This is a genomic window from Caballeronia arationis (assembly GCF_001544975.2).
In the GTDB taxonomy this organism is placed as follows: domain Bacteria; phylum Pseudomonadota; class Gammaproteobacteria; order Burkholderiales; family Burkholderiaceae; genus Caballeronia; species Caballeronia arationis.
Genome location: NZ_FCOG02000068.1, coordinates 1 through 19,496 on the forward strand (window position 1 = coordinate 1; position 19,496 = coordinate 19,496).

A 19,496-nucleotide genomic window follows, 5' to 3' on the forward strand; every position below is an offset into this window, starting at 1 on the left:
GCCTGCGTATGCGCGGCCTCGGCGCGCACGGCGGCGGCCTTCGCTTCGTCGGCGAGAAGCGCTTGTGCGCGCACCTGACGCGTGAGGTTTTCGATTTCCTGCTGGCGTGCGAGCATGCCGGCCTGTTCCGAATCGGCCGCGTACAAAGCGACGCCGACGCGCGAAACCATGTGTCCTGCCTTCACGACGAACGCGCCGCCTTCCGGCAGTTGCGTACGCGCCGCGAGGGCCTCTGCGAGGTCGTCGGCGATGAAAGTAGTGCCGAGCCAGTCGTTGAGTACCGCGCGGATGCCCGGATCGTCGATGCGCACGAGCGACAGCAGCGGCCGCAGGCCTTGCGGCGTTTCCAGCGGCCGGCCAGCCGGCGGCGGCGCGTAAAACGCGAGCTTGGCGGGCGGCGCGTCGGTGGCGAACGCCTTCACCCAGTCGAGATTCGAGACTTCGAGCGCCGTCATCCGCTCGCGCAGCGCGGCTTCGAGCGCCGTCTCCCAGCCCGCTTCGATATGCAGCTTCTTCCAGAGGCGCGGCAGGCCGCCCAGTTCGTGCTTGTCGAGCCACGGCTGGATCTTGCCCTCGGTCTGCACGTTCTCCTGAAGCTGCTTCAACGCGGCAAGCCGCGCTTCGAGCTGATGGATCTGCGCGCTTTCGGCCTGCACGCGCTCCTGCGCCGTGCGACGCTCGCCATCGAGGCGCGGCAGTGTCGACTGCGCGTCCGCGAGACGCGCCTGCGCTTCGGTGAGAATTTCCTCGTGTTCGGCAAGCTGCATGCGCAGTTCTTCGAGCTGCGCTTCGTCGGGCGCGTCGAGCCCGCCCGCTTCGGACTTCAACCGCTCGTGACGCTGCTGCAACTGCTGGAGTTGCTGGTCAGCGTTGCGCTGATGCGCCGCTTCGAGCTTCAACGCCTGCTCGGTCTGCGCGATGCCGCCACGCTCCTCGTTCAGTTGCGTCTGTGCGTCGCGCCAGCGCGCTTCGAGCGCCGGCAGTTCGTCGTGCTTCGCGGCCGCCGTCTCCTGCGCGATGGCGGCCTTCTCCTCGCCAATTGTCAGCGCTTCCTGTGCGTCCTCGATTTCGCCGCGCGCGCGCTCGGCCTGCATCTGCCATTGCTCGCGTTGCGCGCTCAGCGCGGCGATCTGCGCCTGCACGCGATTGCGCGACTCGACGATGAAGCGGATCTCCGCCTCGAGCCGGCTCACTTCGGAATTCGCTTCGTAGAGCGCGCCCTGCGCGCCCTGCATCGCGTCGCTCGCGCTGTAGTGCGCGACGCGCAGCGTTTCCAGTTGCGCTTCCACTTCACGCAGACGCGCGGTCTGCGCTTCAAGTTCGATCTGTGCGTCGCGGATCGCGCGCTGCTGGCGCTCCGCTTCGTTGCCCGCCTCGTTCTTGCGCAGGAGCCACAGCAAGCGCTGCTTCTCTTCGCCTTCGGCCTGCAACTGCTTGTACCGGGTCGCGACGACCGCTTGCCCTTCGAGCTTCTCGAGATTCGCGCTCAGTTCGCGAACGATGTCTTCGACGCGCGTCAGATTTTCACGCGTGTCATGCAGACGGTTCTCGGTTTCGCGACGCCGTTCCTTGTACTTCGACACCCCCGCCGCTTCTTCGAGGAACACGCGCAGTTCTTCCGGCTTCGCCTCGATGATCCGCGAGATCATGCCCTGCCCGATGATCGCGTAGGCGCGCGGGCCGAGGCCCGTGCCGAGGAAGATGTCCTGGATGTCGCGGCGGCGCGCCGGGAGATTGTTGATGTAGTAGCTGGAAGTGCCGTCGCGCGTGAGCACGCGCTTCACGGCGATTTCGCCGTAAGTACTCCACTGGCCGGCGGCGCGGCCGTCGGCGTTATCGAAGATCAGTTCGACGCTGGCCCGGCTGCCGGGCTTGCGCGCCGTCGAGCCATTGAAGATCACGTCCTGCATCGATTCGCCGCGCAGCTCGGAGGCGCGCGATTCGCCGAGCACCCAGCGCACGGCATCGATGATGTTGGACTTGCCACAGCCATTGGGGCCCACGACGCCGACCAGCTGGCCGGGTACCTGGAAATGCGTGGGATCGACGAATGACTTGAAGCCAGCGAGTTTTATCGAGGTCAGACGCACGGCGATATCGCTGTTGGAAAAGAATGCTTGGCGTATCTCTGATACGGGGCCGGCGGGGCCTTCTCGCGCACGTTGCATCATGCGCGGCGTGGCCGTCGCCGGTCGAATTGCTCTCGGGCCTGATGGACGGCCAAGGGTGCGGTCGATGCGCTGCCGTCGGGCGAAACACGTGCAATCAACGACTTAGAACCGCTTTGCGGAATCGTCCGATTGACTGGTCGGCACGGCCCGGCGAGCGGTCACAATCATACCATCGCGCGTCTCGATTTCTTTTTGGCGACGGCTTCGCCGGCTGGCTCGACGGGCGCATTTTCGCGATGCACCCAGCTCGACAGCACGCATGCCACGACGATGCACGCACCGCCCGCCCATTCGCGCGGGCCCGGCACTTCGTTCGCGAAAAGCCACGCGGAAAGCGCCGTCACGACGAGCTCGAACAGCATGATGATCGACGCGCGATTGGCCGGCACTTTGGCGAGGCCGATCTGTACCAGCATGTTGTTCGACGCGAGCACGACACCAAGCCCGATTACGATGAACGCGACCATGCCCATCTGCGACGCGGCGGGCGGGTTCGGCATCGCTTCGAAGAGCGTAGCGAACGCGGCGACGATCGCCGCGCCGCCGAAGATCGTCGCGGTGCGCATTTCGGGCTTCAGGTCCGGCAGCACGCGACTCACCTTGACGATCAGCACGTTGCTCATCGCAAAGCCCATGCCGCCCACGAGTCCTGCCCATTCGGCTGGATTCGCGGGCAGCGGCATGCCGAGTTCGGGCGACCAGAGCATCGCCATCGCGCCTGCAAGCGACAGCGCCGCGAGTGCGACGCCCGACCGCGTGAGCCGCTCGTGCAGGATAAAATGCGCGAAGAGCGCGGTCCAGGCGGGCGTCAGGTAGAAGAGCAGCAGCACGCGCATCACCTGCCCGTGGATCGCGCCCCACACGAAGCCGATGTTTGTCACGCCGGCCGCGATGGCGAGCGCGAGGAGCAGCCAGTGCCACGACATGGAGGCGATCGCCCGGCGCCTCACGAGCAGCACGAAGAGGCAGGCGGCGGCGCTCGTCGTCGCGCTGGCGGCGGTGCCGGTGAGGCCGAGCGCGGCCAGCATGCGCATCGGATACCAGACGAGGCCCCAGACGGAGGCGCCCAGCATGATCGCGAGCGTGGGCAGCGTGTTCGAGAGGCGCGGGCTCATTGCGACTCACCCTTGTGCAGGGCGCGGCCCGGCACGTCCGCTTGCACGCACTCGTTTGTCACAACCGTCTCCCGGACCATGAGCCTCTGCGCCGCCCCCGGCGCGATGCTTCTTGCTTCAATCGACTGCATTCACTGCTCCATCATTCATTCCCAGACATCGCTGACTGTCTGCGAGACGCTTCCTGCGCGGCCCGGCGGCCGAATGGCCCGTATGCACCGCTGTATAATCGAACGCTTTCCCGTGTCATCCGCGGGAGCGCTTTCCTGGTATTCCCGAGCCGCGGCCCGCTGCCGCCGATTCCCCGGTCCCGTGCCGCGACATCCCATTGTTGGCCGTTCCGGAAGTCGCCAAGCGAGCCGTGCCAAGTCCTCATTTGCCGCCGTCCCGAAGACCTCGCCGTGAACCCTCTTCTGCAGAAACTCCAGCCGTATCCGTTCGAAAAGCTGCGCGCGCTCTTCAAGGGCATCGAGCCGCGTGCCGGCGTCAAGCCGATCAGCTTTGGGATCGGCGAACCGAAGCATCCGACGCCCGTGCTCGTTCGCGATGCCGTCGTGAACGCACTCGGCGGCCTGTCGTCGTATCCGGCGACTCTGGGCAGCGAGCCGCTGCGGCAGGCCATCGCGGCGTGGGTCAAGACGCGCTACCACCTTCCCGCCGTCGATGCCGCCACCGAAGTGCTGCCGGTGTCGGGCTCGCGAGAGGCGCTCTTCGCGCTCGCGCAGACGGTGATCGACAGCAGATCGACGAAGGCAGCCGAACCGCCGATCGTACTCTGTCCGAACCCGTTCTACCAAATCTACGAAGGCGCGGCGCTCCTGGCGGGCGCCGAGCCGTACTTCGTGAACAGCGACCCGGCGCGCAACTTCGCCTGCGATTACTCGGCCGTCCCCGCCGACATCTGGGCACGCACGCAACTGCTCTACGTCTGCTCGCCGGGCAACCCGACGGGCGCCGTGCTCACGCTCGACGACTGGCGCGAACTCTTCGCGCTGTCGGACAAGCACGGCTTCGTGATCGCCTCCGACGAGTGCTACTCCGAGATCTATTTCGACGAAGCCGCGCCGCCGCTCGGCGGTCTCGAGGCGGCGCACCGGCTCGGCCGCGGCTTCGAGCGCCTCGTGATGCTGTCGAGCCTCTCGAAACGCTCGAACGTGCCGGGCATGCGCTCGGGCTTCGTCGCGGGCGACGCGTCGATCCTTAAGGACTTCCTGCTGTACCGCACCTACCACGGCGCATCGCTCTCCACGGTGTTCCAGACCGCGAGCATCGCCGCATGGCAGGATGAAACGCACGTGCGCGACAACCGCGCGAAGTATCTGCAAAAATTCACTACCGTCACGCCGATGCTCGCCGAGGTGCTGGATGTGCGCCTGCCCGATGCCGCGTTCTATCTCTGGGCGAACGTCGCGCGCACGGGCCTCTCGGACACCGAGTTCGCGGCGCGTCTCTACGCCGACTATAATGTGACGGTTCTGCCGGGCTCCTTTCTCGCGCGCACCGCGCACGGCACGAATCCCGGCGAGGGGTTCGTGCGCATCGCGCTCGTCGCCGATGTCGACGAATGCGTCGAGGGAGCGCGCCGCATCGTCGAGTTCTGCCGCACGCTCGCGCGAGCCGCCTAAATCCATCCTTCATTACCGATACCACCGACATGTCGCAACAACTTCAGCAGATCATCGATAACGCCTGGGAAAACCGCGCCGAGCTGTCGCCGAAAGCCGCGCCCGCAGAAGTGCGCGACGCCGTCGCCCACGCCATCGAACAGTTGGACAAAGGCCAGTTGCGCGTTGCCGAGAAAAAGGACGGCGACTGGGTCGTCAACCAGTGGCTGAAGAAGGCCGTGCTGCTGTCGTTCCGCCTGGAAGACAACGCGCCGATGCCGGCCGGCGGCTACTCGCAGTTTTTCGACAAGGTTCCGTCGAAGTTCGCGAACTACACCGCCGAAGACTTCGTGGCGGGCGGATTTCGCGTCGTGCCGCCGGCCATCGCGCGCCGCGGCTCGTTCATCGCGAAGAACGTCGTGCTGATGCCGTCGTACACGAACATCGGTGCCTACGTCGACGAAGGCACGATGGTCGACACGTGGGCGACCGTCGGCTCGTGCGCGCAGATCGGCAAGAACGTGCACCTGTCGGGCGGTGTCGGCATCGGCGGCGTGCTGGAGCCGCTGCAGGCGAACCCCGTCATCATCGAAGACAACTGCTTTATCGGCGCGCGCTCGGAAGTGGTGGAAGGCGTGATCGTCGAGGAGAACTCGGTCATCTCGATGGGCGTCTATCTCGGCCAGAGCACCAAGATCTATGACCGCGAAACGGGTTCGGTCACGTATGGCCGCATTCCGGCGGGATCGGTCGTGGTCGCGGGCAACCTGCCTTCGAAGGACGGCACGCACAGCCTCTATTGCGCGGTGATCGTGAAGAAAGTCGATGCCAAGACGCGCGCGAAGGTCGGCCTGAACGAGCTGCTGCGAGGCGACTGATCGTGGCGAAGAAGACGGTCGTCTACGGCATCCCGAACTGCGACACGGTGAAGAAAGCGCGCGTGTGGCTGGAAGAACACGGCGTGCCGTTCGAATTCCACGACTTCAAGAAGGCCGGCGTGTCGACCGCGCTGTTGCAGGACTGGCTGAAGGACGTGTCGCTGGACGAACTCATCAACCGGCGCGGCACGACGTGGCGCGGCCTCTCCGACACCTACAAGGCCGAAGCCGGCACGACCGCTGGCGCGATCGCACTGATGATCCACAAGCCGTCGATCATCAAGCGGCCGGTCGTCGTCGTGAACGGACGCGTGAAGACGCTCGGCTTCTCGGCCGAGCAGTACGAAACGCTGTTCGACTGAAGCGCGATTGCGCCGATTAATCCGACTGCCGGCCGCCGCGCCGGCATTTTTTATTTGAAAGTGGCTCGAATAATGTCCGGCACTCTCCTCCTCACCGAAGACCTGATCGCGCGCGCGTCCGTCACGCCCGACGACCAGAACTGTCAGGCGCTCCTCGTCGAGCGGCTTAGCGCGATCGGCTTCGAATGCGAGACCATCGAATCGGGCGGCGTCACGAATCTGTGGGCAGTGAAGCGCGGCAGCGCGGGCGCCGACGGCAAACTGCTCGCGTTCGCCGGCCACACCGACGTCGTCCCGACCGGCCCGCTCGAACAATGGAACTCGCCGCCCTTCACGCCGACCCATCGCGACGGCAGGCTCTACGGCCGCGGCGCGGCGGACATGAAGACGTCGATCGCGGCGTTCGTCGTATCGAGCGAGGAGTTCGTCAAGGCGCATCCCGCGCATCGGGGCTCGCTCGCGTTCCTCATCACGAGCGACGAGGAAGGCCCAGCCACCGACGGCACCGTCAAAGTGGTCGAAGCGCTGAAGGCACGCAACGAGCGACTCGACTACTGCATCGTGGGCGAACCGACTTCCTCGGCGACGCTCGGCGACATGGTCAAGAACGGCCGGCGCGGCTCGATGTCGGGCAAGCTCGTCGTGAACGGCGTGCAGGGGCACATCGCGTATCCGCATCTCGCCGAGAATCCGATTCACCTGCTCGCGCCCGCGCTCGCCGAACTCGTCGCCGAACACTGGGACGAAGGCAACGAATACTTCCCGCCGACCACGTGGCAGGTCTCGAACCTGAAGAGCGGCACAGGCGCGACGAACGTGATCCCGGGCCATGCGGAACTGATGTTCAACTTCCGCTTTTCGACGGCGAGCACGGTGGAAGGCCTGCAAGCCCGCGTCCACGCGATTCTGGACAGGCACGAACTCGACTACGACCTCACCTGGACCGTGAGCGGCCTGCCGTTTCTGACGCCGCGCGGCTCGCTCTCGAACGCGCTCGAACAGGCGATCTTCGATGAAACCGGCGTGCGCACGGAGCTGTCTACTACGGGTGGAACGTCGGACGGCCGCTTCATCGCGCGCATCTGCGAGCAGGTGGTCGAATTCGGGCCGCCGAACGGCAGTATCCACAAGATCGACGAACACATCGAAGTGCAATTTATCGAGCCGCTGAAGAACGTGTACCGGCGCGTGCTCGAACAACTGATCGCCTGAGAACAAAGGAGCCTTGCGATGGCGCTGCCCTTCACCACCGTGCGCGACCTGCTGCGTTTCGGCGTGTCCCGCTTCACCGAGGCCGGACTGTCGTTCGGCCATGGCTCGTCGAATGCGTATGACGAAGCCGCGTATCTGATTCTTCACACACTGCATCTTCCGCTCGACACCCTCGATCCGTTCCTCGACGCGCGCCTGCTCGACACCGAAATCGATGCCGTCATGAAGGTGATCGAGCGCCGCGCGAAGGATCGCGTGCCGGCCGCTTACATCACGCACGAAGCGTGGATGCACGGACACCGCTTCTATGTCGACGAACGCGTGATCGTGCCGCGTTCGTTCATCGGCGAGTTGCTGCAGGACGGCTTGCAGCCGTACGTCGCCGATCCGGACCAGGTCTCGCACGTGCTCGAACTGTGCACCGGCTCCGGGTGCCTCGCGATTCTCGCGGCGCAGGCGTTCCAGAACGCGGACATCGACGCCGTCGACATTTCGGCGCCCGCGCTTGAAGTCGCGCATCGCAACGTGGACGAATACGGCCTCGACGACCGCATCGCGCTCTACGAAGGCGATCTCTTCGCGCCGCTGCCGGGCGCTCGCTACGAGGTGATCATCACGAACCCGCCGTACGTGAACGCCACCGCCATGGGAAACCTCCCGGCCGAATACCGCCACGAGCCCGAACTCGCGCTCGCGGGCGGCGCGGACGGCATGGACGTCGTGCGGCGGATCGTCGCCGAAGCGCGCAAGTGGCTGACCGAGGACGGCGTGCTCGTCGTGGAGATCGGCAACGAGCGGGAGAACGTCGAGGCGTCGCTCGGCGGGCTGGATCTCGTGTGGCTTTCGACCAGCGCTGGCGACGACAACGTCTTCCTGATCCAGGCGGCCGACCTGCCGGACTGACGTGGGGCCCGTACGCGCGGGCCGGCATTATTGAGACGGCCTCGAAAGCGCCGCCTTCGGTAAGATGACGCATCGCCGGCCGGCGATTCGGATTGCAAGTCTGCGCCGGCCGTTTTCCGGCTCATCGGCACCCGATCGCCACAAGATCGCCACGCTCGGCCGCGCGCATCCATGCAACTAGACTGGCTCCACCTCGGCACTTTCGTCATGGCGGCCCACGTGCTCGGCGCGGTGGCCGCGATTCACGCCGTCATCAACACGCGCACGTCGCAGGGCGCGGTCGCATGGGCGGTATCGCTCGTCGCAATGCCGTACCTCACGCTCATCCCGTATCTCTTCCTCGGGCGGAGCAAGTTCGCCGGCTATATCGACGAGCGGCGTCTCGAAAACGAAATCCTGCGCAACCGCTCGCACCCTGCCGAGTGGGAATCGGGCGACGCGACCGAGACCGGTACGCTGCCCGATATCTCCAGCGCCCGGGGCGTGGCGGCGCCCGGCCCGGCCGAATATCTCGGGCATCCGGCCATCCGCACGCTCACGCGCCTCTCCGGCATGCCGTTTTTGCGCGGCAACGCCGTACGCGTGCTGATCAACGGCGACGCGACCTTCTCCGCAATCCTCGAAGCGATCGAAAAGGCCGAGCACTACGTGATCGTCCAGTTCTTCATCGTGCGCGCGGACGCGCTCGGCGAATTGCTCAAAGACATGCTGATCGCGAAGGCGCAGGCGGGCGTGCGCGTCTATTTCCTCTACGACAGCATCGGCAGCTTCGACCTGCCGCATCGCTATGTGAGCGCGCTGCAGCAGGCGGGCGCCGAAATACATCCGTTCGCGACCAAGCGCGTGTTCGTCAACCGCTTTCAGATCAACTTCCGCAATCACCGGAAGATCGTCGTGGTCGATGGCGAGCGCGCGTTCGTTGGCGGCCACAACGTGGGTGTCGAGTATCTCGGCGGCAATGCGCGGCTTTCGCCGTGGCGCGACACGCACGTCGAAGTGCGCGGCCCGGCGGTCTCGAGCATCCAGTTCGTCTTCATCGAAGACTGGTACTGGGCGACCCAGCGCCTTCCGGAAGTCGGCCCGAGCACCCGCTGCCCGGACGACATGCATTGCATGGTCCTCGCGAGCGGCCCCGCCGACAAGCAGGAAACCTGCTCGCTCTTCTTTGTCGAAGCGATCAACGCGGCGCACACACGCATCTGGATCACGACGCCATATCTGATCCCCGACGAGGCCGTGTTCTCCGCGCTGAGGCTCGCGGTCATGCGCGGCGTGGACGTGCGCATCCTGATCCCGAGCCGGCGCGACCATCACGTCGTGTTCGCGGCATCGAAGCTCTACGCCTACGACGCGATCCTCGCCGGCGTACGCGTCTTTCGCTACCGGCCGGGTTTCCTCCACCAGAAGGTCGTGCTCGTCGACGATATCGCTGCCGCGATCGGCAGCGCGAACCTCGACAACCGCTCGTTTCGCCTGAACTTCGAGATCATGGTGCTGACCGTCGACCGGCGCTTCGCGGGCGAAGTGGAAAGCATGCTGCTCGACGACTTCGCGCTCGCCGACGAAATCGGCCCCGACGACTACCGCCGCTCGCCCGCGTGGCGGCGCATGGCGATGCACGTCGCGCGGCTCTTCTCCCCGATCCTCTGAGCGGCTACAGCAGCTTTTCGACGTCGTCGGCGATCGACTCGGGCTTCGTGATCGGCGCGAAACGCTTGACGATGTTGCCTTTGCGGTCGACCAGGAACTTCGTGAAGTTCCACTTGATCGCCTCGATACCGAGCACGCCCGGCTCCTTCTCCGTCAGATACTTGTAGAGCGGATGCGCGTTCGCGCCGTTTACCTCGATCTTCGCGAACATCGGGAACGTGACGCCGTAATTCTTTTCGCAGAAGCTGCCGATCTGCGCCGCGTCGCCGGGTTCCTGCTTGCCGAACTGGTTGCACGGAAAGCCGAGAATTTCGAGTCCGCGTGCCGCGTAGCGCGTGTACAGGTCCTGCAAGCCCTTGTATTGCGGCGTGAAACCGCACTCGCTCGCCACGTTGACGATAAGCAGCACCTTGCCGTTGTATTGGTCGAGGCCGACGGTCTCGCCGTCGAGCGTCTCGGCCTTGAATCCGTAGAGCGTGTCCATCGCGTTCTCCATTTGCTGCCCGCCTGAAAAAATCCAGTCTAAGCGAAAAGCTCCGCGCACGACATCTGTCCGGATGGCATAGGCCAAGAGGCCGAGCGCGTGACGCCGACGCATCGGTCTAAAATAGCGCTTTCCTCCAAAGTCCCGGTCGTCACGTCGTGATTCGCTTCAACCAATTCAGCCTTGCCCGCGGCACCAAGCCGCTTTTCGATGCGACCACGTTCGCCCTCAATCCGGGCGAGAAGGCCGGTCTCGTCGGCGCGAACGGCGCGGGCAAGTCGACGCTCTTCTCCGTGCTGCGCGGCGACCTGCACGCGGATGGCGGCGATTTTTCGATGCCGCCGTCGTGGCAGATCGCCCACGTCGCGCAGGAGACGCCAGCGGTCGACCGCACCGCGCTCGACTACACGCTCGACGGCGACGCGCAATTGCGCGCGATCGAAGCACGCATCGCGGCCGCATCGGCGGCTCACGACGGCGCGGCGGAAGCGCACGAACACGCCGCCTTCGCCGACGCCGACGGCTACACGGCGCCCGCGCGCGCCGAAGCGCTGCTGCTCGGGCTCGGCTTCACGCTCGCGCAAACGCGCGAGCCGGTCGCGAGCTTTTCGGGCGGCTGGCGTATGCGCCTGAATCTCGCGCAGGCGCTGATGTGCCGCTCCGACCTGCTGCTGCTCGACGAACCGACCAACCACCTCGACCTCGACGCGATCGTCTGGCTCGAAGACTGGCTGCATCGCTATCCGGGCACGCTGATCGTGATTTCGCACGACCGCGAATTCCTCGACTCGGTCTGCAACGTCACGCTGCATCTGGAGAACCGGCAGATCAAGCGCTACGGCGGCAACTACAGCCAGTTCGAGATCCTGCGTGCGCAACAGATCGCGTTGCAGCAAAGCGCGTATGAGAAGCAGCAGAAGACGGTCGAGCATTTGCAGAGCTTCATCAACCGCTTCAAGGCCAAGGCGACGAAAGCAAAACAGGCCCAAAGCCGCGTGAAGGCGCTCGAAAAGATGGAACTGATCGCGCCGGCGCACGCGTCGTCGCCGTTCACGTTCGAGTTCCGCACGCCGGATGCCGCGCCCAATCCGATGATCGTGATGGACGACGTGCGCTGCGGCTACCACACGGAAATCGGCGAGGTGCCGATCGTCGAAGACGTGACGCTGTCGATCCAGAACGGGCAACGCATCGGGCTCCTGGGCGCGAACGGGCAAGGCAAGTCGACGCTCATCAAGACGCTCGCCGCCACGCTCGACGCCCTCTCGGGCACCGTGCGCCAGGGCAAGGGCTTGCGCATCGGCTACTTCGCGCAGCATCAGCTCGAAACCCTGCGCCCCGACGATTCCCCGATCCAGCATCTCGCGCGCCTCGCGCCCGACACGCGCGAGCAGGAACTGCGCGACTTCCTCGGCGGCTTCAATTTCTCCGGCGAGATGGCGACCGCGAAGATCGCGCCCTTCTCCGGCGGCGAAAAGGCGCGGCTCGCGCTCGCACTGATCATCTGGCAAAAGCCGAACCTGCTGCTGCTCGACGAGCCGACCAACCACCTCGACCTCGAAACCCGCCACGCGCTGACGATGGCGCTCGCGCAGTTCGAAGGCACGCTGATTCTGGTGTCGCACGACCGAGCGTTGCTGAGAGCGACGACCGACATCTTCATGCTGGTCGCGAAGCATCGCCTGCAGCCGTTCGACGGCGATCTCGACGACTATCGCGACTGGCTCCTGCAGCACGCTGCCGAGGCGCGCGCGGCGGCCAGGGAAGCAAACGCGTCGTCCGAAAACGGGCAGGATTCTTCGCAGAGCCGCAAGGAGCAGCGCCGGCTGGAAGCGCAGGAGCGGCAGAAGCTGTCGCATCTGAAGAAGCCGCTTCAATCGAAGATCGCGAAAATCGAGAAGGAAATGGACGCGCTCCATAAGGAGAAGGCGGCGCTCGATGCGTTCGTCGCCGATTCGGCAAGCTACGAGCCGGCCATGAAAACGAAGCTCACCGATTCGATCCGCCGCCAGGCCGATGTGAACGCGCGGCTCGACACGCTCGAACACGAATGGCTCGAAGCGCACGACGAACTGGAGCAGATCGGCTGAAGCGTCCAACCACGGAGGGCATGACTTGTCGCAAACACAGTTACTCGATGGCCTGCGCGTGCTCGACCTCACGCGTCTGTTGCCCGGCCCGGTCGCCACATTGCGGCTCGCGGAACTCGGCGCCGACGTGCTGAAGATCGAAGCGCCCGGCGAAGGCGACTACGCCCGCACGATGCTGCAAAGCGACGCCGACCGCGCCGCCGGCACGCCGAGCGCGTTCTATCGGCTGGTGAATCGCGGCAAGCGAGCGCTCACGCTCGATCTCAAGACCGAGGCGGGCCGCGCTCAACTGATCGACCTCGCGCGAGAGTCGGACGTGCTCGTCGAGAGTTTCCGCCCTTCGGTGATGGCGCGGCTCGGCGTCGGTTACGACGTGCTGCGCGAGGCAAATCCGAAGCTTGTCTATTGCGCGATCACGGGATTCGGCGCCGACGGCCCGTTCGTCGACACACCCGGTCACGACCTGAACTACATAGCGTATGCGGGCGTGCTCGACCAGCTCGCGTCGAACGACGGCACGCCCATCGTGCCGAATTTCCAGATCGCGGATTTGCTGGGCGGCGCGCTCGCCGCCGTCACGCAGATTCTCGCGGCACTGTGGCACGTCGCGCGCGGCGGCGACGGCCAATGCCTGAACGTATCGATGACGCACGCCGCGCACGCCCACAACGTGATGGCCCACATCGCGCTCGCCAACCGGGCGGACCCCACGACGCGCGCGGGCGCCGGGCTGCTCAACGGCGGCGTGCCCTGCTACAACGTCTATCGCACACGCGATGACCGGTTCGTCGCACTCGGCGCGCTGGAACTCAAGTTCTGGGAAACGCTATGCCACGCGCTCGGCCGGTCCGAATGGGCGGCGCGGCACTGGAGCCTCGGCCAGGCGATCGGCGGCGCCGAGGCCGCCGAACTCACGCAGTCGCTCGCGGCGATTTTCCGCGAGCGCACGCGCGACGAATGGATAGCGCTCCTCGAACCGCTCAACTGCTGCGTGGCGCCGGTGTTGACGCCCGCCGAAGCGGCCGCCCATCCGCTTTTTGCGAAGGGCTAACGGCGGGGCAAGGTCTGGCGCGGCATGCGCTCATCGTCGATGAGCATGTGTTTGCGGCCAGTCACGTGATGGCGGATCGTCGCGACGACTTCGTCTTCCGTCACGTCCGCCGCCACGACGCGGCGCGAAATCTGCCCTTCGGCGTCGATCCATTCGACGATCCGGCATCCGCCGCCCCACGGCTGCAGAATCGGCGCCGAAACGCGGCAGCCGCGCAACTGGAACGTCGGGGCAGAAATCGAGTGATCTGAGTGTTTCAAGGCGTGGTCCTTTGCTCGTGCACTGCAGCCGTTTGTAGCTGTGCAAGCATATGAAAACCACGCGGCGATTGGGTTACAGGCGCCGTCGATTCTTTTACGCAAGATTACGAAGGGACGGAACGTCCGTCGTCATCCTTCGAGCGTGCGCACGCGGTCGATCGCTTCCTCGATACGGTCGACCGCGATCACCTCCAGGCCGTCGATCGGCTGCTTCGGCGCGTTCGCCTTTGGAATCAGCGCAATCGAAAAGCCGAGCTTCGCCGCTTCCTTCAGACGATCCTGTCCGCGCGGCGACGGCCGGATTTCGCCCGCGAGCCCCACTTCGCCGAACACGATCAGGCCCTTCGGCAGCGGCTTGTTTCGCATCGACGATTGGATCGCGAGCAGCACGGCCAGATCGGCGGCAGGCTCCGTGATCTTCACGCCGCCGACGGCATTCAGAAACACGTCCTGATCGAAGCACGCGATGCCCGCGTGCCGGTGCAGCACCGCGAGCAACAGCGCGAGGCGGTTCTGTTCGAGCCCGACGGCAAGCCGCCGCGGATTGGGCACGTGCGCGGTGTCCACCAGCGCCTGCACTTCGACGAGCAGCGGCCGCGAGCCTTCCTGCGTCACCAGCACGCACGATCCCGGCACGCTTTGCGCGTGCTGCGAGAGAAAAAGCGCCGAGGGATTGGCGACGCCGCGCAGGCCACGTTCGGTCATCGCGAAGACGCCGAGTTCGTTTACCGCGCCGAAGCGGTTCTTGAATGCGCGCACGAGGCGAAACGACGAATGCGTGTCGCCTTCGAAATACAGCACTGTATCCACGATATGCTCCAGCACGCGCGGCCCCGCGAGGTTGCCCTCCTTCGTCACGTGGCCGACCATGATGATCGTGGTGCCCGTCTGCTTGGCGATGCGCGTCAACTGCGCCGCGCACTCGCGCACCTGCGCGACCGAGCCGGGCGCGGACGTCAGCGCTTCGGAATAGACCGTCTGGATCGAATCGATGACGGCGACTTCGGGTCGTTCGGCATCGATCGTCGCCTGGATTTTCTCGAGCTGGATTTCGGCGAGAAGCTGCAAATCGGGCGCTGCCGATTCGGCCCCGCCAAGCAGCCCGAGCCGCTGTGCGCGCAACGCGATCTGCGCGCCGGATTCCTCGCCGCTGATATAGAGCGCGGGCCGCTCGCGGGCGATTTCGGCGAGCGACTGCAACAGCAGCGTCGATTTGCCGATGCCCGGATCCCCGCCGATCAGCACTACCCCGCCCGCCACCAGCCCGCCGCCGAGCACCCGGTCGAATTCGCCGATGCCGGTCGTGAAGCGCGGCACATCGGAAGCCTCGATCTCGGAGAGTCGCCTGACGGGCGAACTTTTCGCGAGCGCCTGGAAACGGTGCGCGGACGGCGTTTCCGCCACCGACTCCACCAGCGTGTTCCACGCGCCGCACGCGGGACATTGCCCCTGCCATTTCGGCGCCTGTCCGCCGCATTCGCTACAGATGTACAGCGTCTTCGCCTTCGCTACTTTCGCCACGCGTGTTCCCGATTCTTCTCGTTATTGCCTGAACTGTCTTATTCGTCTGAATTATTCCGCGCGCACCGGCACGCGTTGCGCGATCGCGCACATCAGCTCGTAGCCGATCGTGCCGCAGGCCTGCGCGACGTCGTCGATGGGCAGATGCGTTCCCCACAGTTCCACGCGCGTTCCGACGCCCGCCGTCGGGCATGGCGTCAGATCGACGGTGAGCATGTCCATCGACACGCGCCCGACGACCTTCGTGCGAATCCCGTCGACGATCACGGGCGTGCCTTCCGGCGCGATGCGCGGATAGCCGTCCGCATAGCCGCACGCGACCACGCCGATCTTCATCTGCTTGCCCACCTTGTAGGTCGAGCCGTAGCCGATGGTATGGCCCGGATCGACCGACTGCACGGCGATCAGTTCGGAATTGAGCGTCATGGCGGGGCGCAGGCCGGTGTCGGCAATGTCGGCCGTCACGCCCGACGGCGACGCGCCGTACAGCATGATGCCGGGCCGCACCCAGTCGAAGTGCGCAGCCGGGTGCCAGAGCGTCGCGGCCGAATTCGCGAGGCTGCGCGCGCCCGCGATGCCCTCCGCGCCGCGCTCGAACGCTTCGAGCTGGTAGGCGATGCCGCGGTCGCTGTCGGCGTCGGAAAAATGGGTCATGAGCGTGATCTGGCCGACGCCCTGGCACGCGCGCGCCCGCTCCCACGCGGCGCGGAAACGCTCCGGCACGTAGCCCAGGCGGTTCATGCCGCTATTCATCTTCAACTGGATGTTGACCGGCTTCGAAAGGCGCGCCATTTCCAGCATGCGCAACTGCTCATCGCAATGGACGGCCGTCGTCAGGCTGTAGCGGTCGATCACGTCGATGTCGGTCGGCCGGAAAAAGCCTTCCAGCAGAAGAATCGGGCCCGCCCAGCCAAGTTCTCGCAACTTCACGGCTTCTTCGAGGTCGAGTAGTCCGAAGCCGTCGGTTGCGCGCAATCCGGGGAACGCCCGCGACAATCCGTGGCCATAGGCATTGGCCTTGACGACGGCCCAGATCTTGGATTTCGGCGCGTACTTGCGCGCGACGGCGAGGTTGTTGGCGAGTGCGGCGGTGTGGATCGTGGCGGAAAGGGGGCGCGGCATGAGAGTTCGGGTTAAAACGCTGTTGGAGCGCAAAGCGCAACGACGGTTCAAGACGCCTTGCGAATCAGTATCTTATGAAGGACCAGCAGCACGGTCGTGTGTTTTGCAACACCGAATCGAGATTACTGCTAGTCAGAATGCGCCTATTTTCGTGTTATAAAGCCGTGCACACAACCCATTTCGAACGGAATAAGCCCGAGTGCACCCCCGGCGACCGGGGCGGATCACCCGCAGTGAGGAAAGCTTCGGATCAGATGAAAAAAGGTTTTTACACCATCATGGCCGCGCAGTTTTTCTCTTCGCTGGCCGACAATGCCCTTCTGATCGCTGCTATTGCACTGCTGAAAGATCTTCACGCCCCGAACTGGATGACGCCGCTGCTCAAGCTGTTCTTCGTCCTGTCCTACGTCGTACTTGCCGCGTTCGTCGGCGCCTTCGCAGATTCCCGGCCCAAAGGCCAGGTGATGTTCGTCACCAACACCATCAAGGTGGTCGGCTGCCTCACGATGCTGTTCGGCGCGCATCCGCTCTTTGCTTACGGCATCGTCGGATTCGGGGCCGCCGCGTATTCGCCCGCGAAGTACGGGATTCTCACGGAACTGCTGCCGCCCGACCGGCTCGTCGCGGCAAACGGGTGGATCGAAGGCACGACAGTCGGCTCGATCATCCTCGGCACCGTGATGGGCGGCGCGCTCATCAGTCCGCATATCGCGGGACACCTCCTCAGCCTGAACATTCCGCGCATCCACACGCCCGCCGAGGCCGCGATGATCATCATCGTCGTGATGTACATCATTGCGGCGATGTTCAACCTGCGCATTCCCGACACCGGCGCGCGCTATCCGAAGCAGGAAACGCGGCCCGTCAAGCTCATCACCGATTTCGCCGACTGCTTTCTCACGCTCTGGCGCGACAAGCTCGGCCAGATTTCGCTCGCGGTCACGACGCTTTTCTGGGGCGCCGGCGCCACGCTGCAGTTCATCGTGCTGAAATGGGCGGAAGTCTCGCTCGGGATGTCGCTGTCGCAGGCGGCGATCCTGCAGGCGGTGATCGCGGTCGGCGTCGCGGTCGGCGCGGTGCTCGCGGCGGCGCGCGTGCCGCTCAAGCGCTCGCTCTCGGTGCTGCCGGTCGGCATCATCATGGGCATCGCCGTCATGCTGATGGCCTTCTACACCCGCGATCTCTTCCCGGCGGGCTGGGGCCTGCAGATCGGCGAAATGCGGATGCCGGGCTACCTGCTGATCGCGTACCTGTTCCTGATGATCGTCGGCGGGCTGTCGGGCTTTTTTGTTGTGCCGATGAACGCGCTCCTCCAGCATCGCGGACACGTGCTGCTCTCCGCCGGCCACTCGATCGCCGTGCAGAACTTCAACGAGAACCTCTCGGTCCTCGTGATGCTGTGCCTCTACGCCGTGCTCGTCTGGCTCGACATGCCGATCCAGTTCGTGATCGTGCTGTTCGGCTCCTTCGTCTGCCTGATGATGTATTTCGTGATGCGCCGGCATCAGGCGAATCAGCGCGCGTTCGACTCCGTCGCGCTGATCGGCGAGGCGCGGCACTGATTCACGCGGTGTCTTCCCCGCCGCTCTTCCACTTTCAGCCGACCATGCACGCCGATCTCCATTCGTTCGCGACGCGCGTGCGTGAGCACGCACCGCTCGTTCACTGCCTGACGAACCTCGTCGTCACCAACTTCACCGCGAACGTGCTGCTCGCGATCGGCGCCGCGCCCGCGATGGTCGTCGCGCGCGAGGAAGCCGGCGAATTCGCGGCCATCGCGAACGCGCTCTCGGTGAACCTCGGCACGCTCGACGTGCCGCAGTCGAAGGCGATCCGCGTCGCCGTCGATGCCGCCAACGCCGCCGGCAAGCCCTGGGTGCTCGATCCGGTCGCGGTCGGGCCGCTCGCGTTTCGCACGGAGTTCGCGCTCGACCTGCTGGATTCGAAGCCGGCCGTGATTCGCGGCAACGCGTCGGAGATCATCAGCCTGTCGGGCGGCACGGCAAGCGGACGCGGCGTCGACAGCACCGCCGCCACCGACGCCGCGCTCGACGCCGCGCAGATCCTCGCGCTGAAAACGCAGGCGACGGTCGCCGTGACGGGCGCCACCGACTACATCACGGACGGCCGCAGAACCGTCGCGCTCTCGAACGGCTCGCCGCTGATGACGCGCGTGACGGGCGTCGGCTGCGCGCTGTCCGCGACGGTCGCGGCATTCGTCGGCGTGGCGAGCGGGCCGGAAGAACACTGGATGGCGACGGTCGCGGCCGTCGCGTACTCGACCATCGCGGGCGAACTCGCCGCGCGCGACGCGGCGTTGCCCGGCAGCTTCGCCGTCGCGTATCTGGATCGTCTGGCGTCGCTCGATGCCGGCGCGTTCGCCGCTACGCTCGTTGCACGCGACATCGCGGCCGCCTGACATGCGCCCTGCCTTCGATCTTTCCCTTTATCTCGTGCTGGATCCGGTGCAGTGCGGCGGCCATGCGGCGTCGCTCGATGTCGCGCGCGCGGCGCTCGAAGGCGGCGCGACCGTCGTGCAATTGCGCGCGCCCGAGTGGCACAAGCGCGCGTGGCTCGCGCTCGCGCGCGACCTGCTGCCGCTGACTCGCGCGGCCCGCGTGCCGCTCATCATCGACGATCATCTCGACATCGCGCTCGCCGCTGGCGCCGACGGCGTGCACGTCGGCCAGCGCGACCTGCCCGCGCACGTCGCGCGCGAACTGCTCGGGCCTGACGCGCTGATCGGGCTGTCGGTGTCGCAGATGCGCGAGGTCGACGAAGCGAACGCACTCGGCGACACGATCGATTATCTCGGCGCCGGTCCCGTTTTCGCGACGCCCACCAAGACGGATGCGTCCGCGCCGTGCGGCATCGACGGCCTCGCTGCGATGTGTTCGCAGTCGCGCTATCCGACGGTCGCCATCGGCGGCATCCAGTTGCACAACGCCGCCGACGTCATGCGCGCCAAGCCTGCGGGCCTCGCGGTCGTATCCGCGATCTGCAAGGCGCCGGATGCGCGCGACGCCGCCGCCCGGCTGCGCGAAGCGATTTCGCGCGCCCAACCGTAATCGAG

17 protein-coding genes are annotated in these 19,496 nt (G+C 65.6%); 11 read left to right on the forward strand and 6 right to left on the reverse strand.

Translation table 11 applies throughout. The features are described 5' to 3' along the window. A partial coding sequence (gene smc / locus AWB81_RS28245; RefSeq protein ID WP_087135243.1) for a chromosome segregation protein SMC occupies positions 1–2,090 on the reverse strand: 2,090 nt, incomplete at its 3' end. A gap of 245 nt (positions 2,091–2,335) precedes the next feature. After that, on the reverse strand, positions 2,336–3,286 hold the full coding sequence (locus tag AWB81_RS28250) for a DMT family transporter (protein WP_062639819.1): 951 nt from the start codon (positions 3,284–3,286) through the stop codon (positions 2,336–2,338). A 401-nt stretch (positions 3,287–3,687) separates the two neighbouring features. Between AWB81_RS28250 and dapC the strand changes: the two genes are divergently transcribed. The 6 genes from dapC (at position 3,688) to cls (ending at position 9,895) form a co-directional block, all read left to right on the forward strand. After that, positions 3,688–4,911 carry a succinyldiaminopimelate transaminase gene (gene dapC / locus AWB81_RS28255; protein ID WP_062639820.1) on the forward strand — a complete coding sequence of 408 codons (1,224 nt, stop codon included), beginning with the start codon at positions 3,688–3,690 and terminating at the stop codon, positions 4,909–4,911. Between the two features lie 29 nt (positions 4,912–4,940). Beyond that, positions 4,941–5,768 (forward strand): 2,3,4,5-tetrahydropyridine-2,6-dicarboxylate N-succinyltransferase, encoded by an 828-nt coding sequence (gene dapD, locus AWB81_RS28260; RefSeq protein WP_062639821.1) that lies wholly within the window; start codon positions 4,941–4,943, stop codon positions 5,766–5,768. Positions 5,769–5,770: 2 nt separating this feature from the next. Then, positions 5,771–6,130: an ArsC family reductase gene (locus AWB81_RS28265; protein ID WP_062639822.1), complete on the forward strand. Its 360-nt coding sequence runs from the start codon at positions 5,771–5,773 to the stop codon at positions 6,128–6,130. Positions 6,131–6,202: 72 nt separating this feature from the next. Continuing rightward, entirely contained in the window at positions 6,203–7,342 is a 1,140-nt protein-coding gene (dapE, locus tag AWB81_RS28270) for a succinyl-diaminopimelate desuccinylase (RefSeq protein ID WP_062639823.1), read from the forward strand. Positions 7,343–7,360: 18 nt separating this feature from the next. Further along, entirely contained in the window at positions 7,361–8,245 is an 885-nt protein-coding gene (prmB, locus tag AWB81_RS28275; RefSeq protein WP_062639824.1) for a 50S ribosomal protein L3 N(5)-glutamine methyltransferase, read from the forward strand. Positions 8,246–8,416: 171 nt separating this feature from the next. Beyond that, positions 8,417–9,895 carry a cardiolipin synthase gene (cls, locus tag AWB81_RS28280; RefSeq protein WP_062639825.1) on the forward strand — a complete coding sequence of 493 codons (1,479 nt, stop codon included), beginning with the start codon at positions 8,417–8,419 and terminating at the stop codon, positions 9,893–9,895. A gap of 4 nt (positions 9,896–9,899) precedes the next feature. Here the strand turns inward: cls and AWB81_RS28285 are convergent, their stop codons facing one another. Continuing rightward, a complete protein-coding gene (locus AWB81_RS28285) occupies positions 9,900–10,379 on the reverse strand; it encodes a glutathione peroxidase (protein ID WP_062639826.1) in 480 nt (159 codons plus the stop codon). A 158-nt stretch (positions 10,380–10,537) separates the two neighbouring features. Here AWB81_RS28285 and AWB81_RS28290 point away from each other — a divergent pair, with 158 nt between their 5' ends. Both AWB81_RS28290 and AWB81_RS28295 read left to right on the forward strand, forming a co-directional pair. Next, on the forward strand, positions 10,538–12,469 hold the full coding sequence (locus AWB81_RS28290; RefSeq protein WP_062639827.1) for an ATP-binding cassette domain-containing protein: 1,932 nt from the start codon (positions 10,538–10,540) through the stop codon (positions 12,467–12,469). Between the two features lie 25 nt (positions 12,470–12,494). Continuing rightward, positions 12,495–13,520: a CaiB/BaiF CoA transferase family protein gene (locus AWB81_RS28295; RefSeq protein WP_062639828.1), complete on the forward strand. Its 1,026-nt coding sequence runs from the start codon at positions 12,495–12,497 to the stop codon at positions 13,518–13,520. On the opposite strand, the gene AWB81_RS28300 is transcribed toward AWB81_RS28295, so the two are convergent. From AWB81_RS28300 to alr, 3 genes are all read right to left on the reverse strand, one after another. Continuing rightward, positions 13,517–13,780 (reverse strand): DUF2866 domain-containing protein, encoded by a 264-nt coding sequence (locus AWB81_RS28300; RefSeq protein ID WP_062639829.1) that lies wholly within the window; start codon positions 13,778–13,780, stop codon positions 13,517–13,519. The genes AWB81_RS28295 and AWB81_RS28300 overlap by 4 nt on opposite strands. 129 nt (positions 13,781–13,909) lie before the next feature. Continuing rightward, entirely contained in the window at positions 13,910–15,301 is a 1,392-nt protein-coding gene (gene radA / locus AWB81_RS28305) for a DNA repair protein RadA (protein ID WP_062639830.1), read from the reverse strand. Between the two features lie 51 nt (positions 15,302–15,352). Continuing rightward, positions 15,353–16,423 (reverse strand): alanine racemase, encoded by a 1,071-nt coding sequence (alr, locus tag AWB81_RS28310; protein ID WP_062639831.1) that lies wholly within the window; start codon positions 16,421–16,423, stop codon positions 15,353–15,355. A 254-nt stretch (positions 16,424–16,677) separates the two neighbouring features. Between alr and lplT the strand changes: the two genes are divergently transcribed. The 3 genes from lplT to thiE are packed head-to-tail and all read left to right on the forward strand — an operon-like array spanning position 16,678 to position 19,491. Then, a complete protein-coding gene (gene lplT, locus AWB81_RS28315; RefSeq protein ID WP_062639832.1) occupies positions 16,678–17,985 on the forward strand; it encodes a lysophospholipid transporter LplT in 1,308 nt (435 codons plus the stop codon). A 44-nt stretch (positions 17,986–18,029) separates the two neighbouring features. Next, complete coding sequence (gene thiM, locus AWB81_RS28320; protein WP_062639846.1) at positions 18,030–18,842, forward strand: hydroxyethylthiazole kinase; 813 nt, start codon at positions 18,030–18,032, stop codon at positions 18,840–18,842. 1 nt (position 18,843) lies between these two features. Then, entirely contained in the window at positions 18,844–19,491 is a 648-nt protein-coding gene (gene thiE / locus AWB81_RS28325; RefSeq protein ID WP_062639847.1) for a thiamine phosphate synthase, read from the forward strand. Positions 19,492–19,496: the final 5 nt, after the last annotated feature.

Excerpts from the sequence above, each read along its gene's own strand:
- lplT (WP_062639832.1), top strand. The coding sequence starts at position 16,678 with ATGAAAAAAGGTTTTTACACCATCATGGCCGCGCAGTTTTTCTCTTCG.
- thiM (WP_062639846.1), top strand. The coding sequence starts at position 18,030 with ATGCACGCCGATCTCCATTCGTTCGCGACGCGCGTGCGTGAGCACGCA.
- cls (WP_062639825.1), top strand. The coding sequence starts at position 8,417 with ATGCAACTAGACTGGCTCCACCTCGGCACTTTCGTCATGGCGGCCCAC.
- AWB81_RS28285 (WP_062639826.1), bottom strand. The coding sequence starts at position 10,379 with ATGGACACGCTCTACGGATTCAAGGCCGAGACGCTCGACGGCGAGACC.
- alr (WP_062639831.1), bottom strand. The coding sequence starts at position 16,423 with ATGCCGCGCCCCCTTTCCGCCACGATCCACACCGCCGCACTCGCCAAC.
- thiE (WP_062639847.1), top strand. The coding sequence starts at position 18,844 with ATGCGCCCTGCCTTCGATCTTTCCCTTTATCTCGTGCTGGATCCGGTG.
- AWB81_RS28250 (WP_062639819.1), bottom strand. The coding sequence starts at position 3,286 with ATGAGCCCGCGCCTCTCGAACACGCTGCCCACGCTCGCGATCATGCTG.
- dapD (WP_062639821.1), top strand. The coding sequence starts at position 4,941 with ATGTCGCAACAACTTCAGCAGATCATCGATAACGCCTGGGAAAACCGC.
- dapE (WP_062639823.1), top strand. The coding sequence starts at position 6,203 with ATGTCCGGCACTCTCCTCCTCACCGAAGACCTGATCGCGCGCGCGTCC.
- prmB (WP_062639824.1), top strand. The coding sequence starts at position 7,361 with ATGGCGCTGCCCTTCACCACCGTGCGCGACCTGCTGCGTTTCGGCGTG.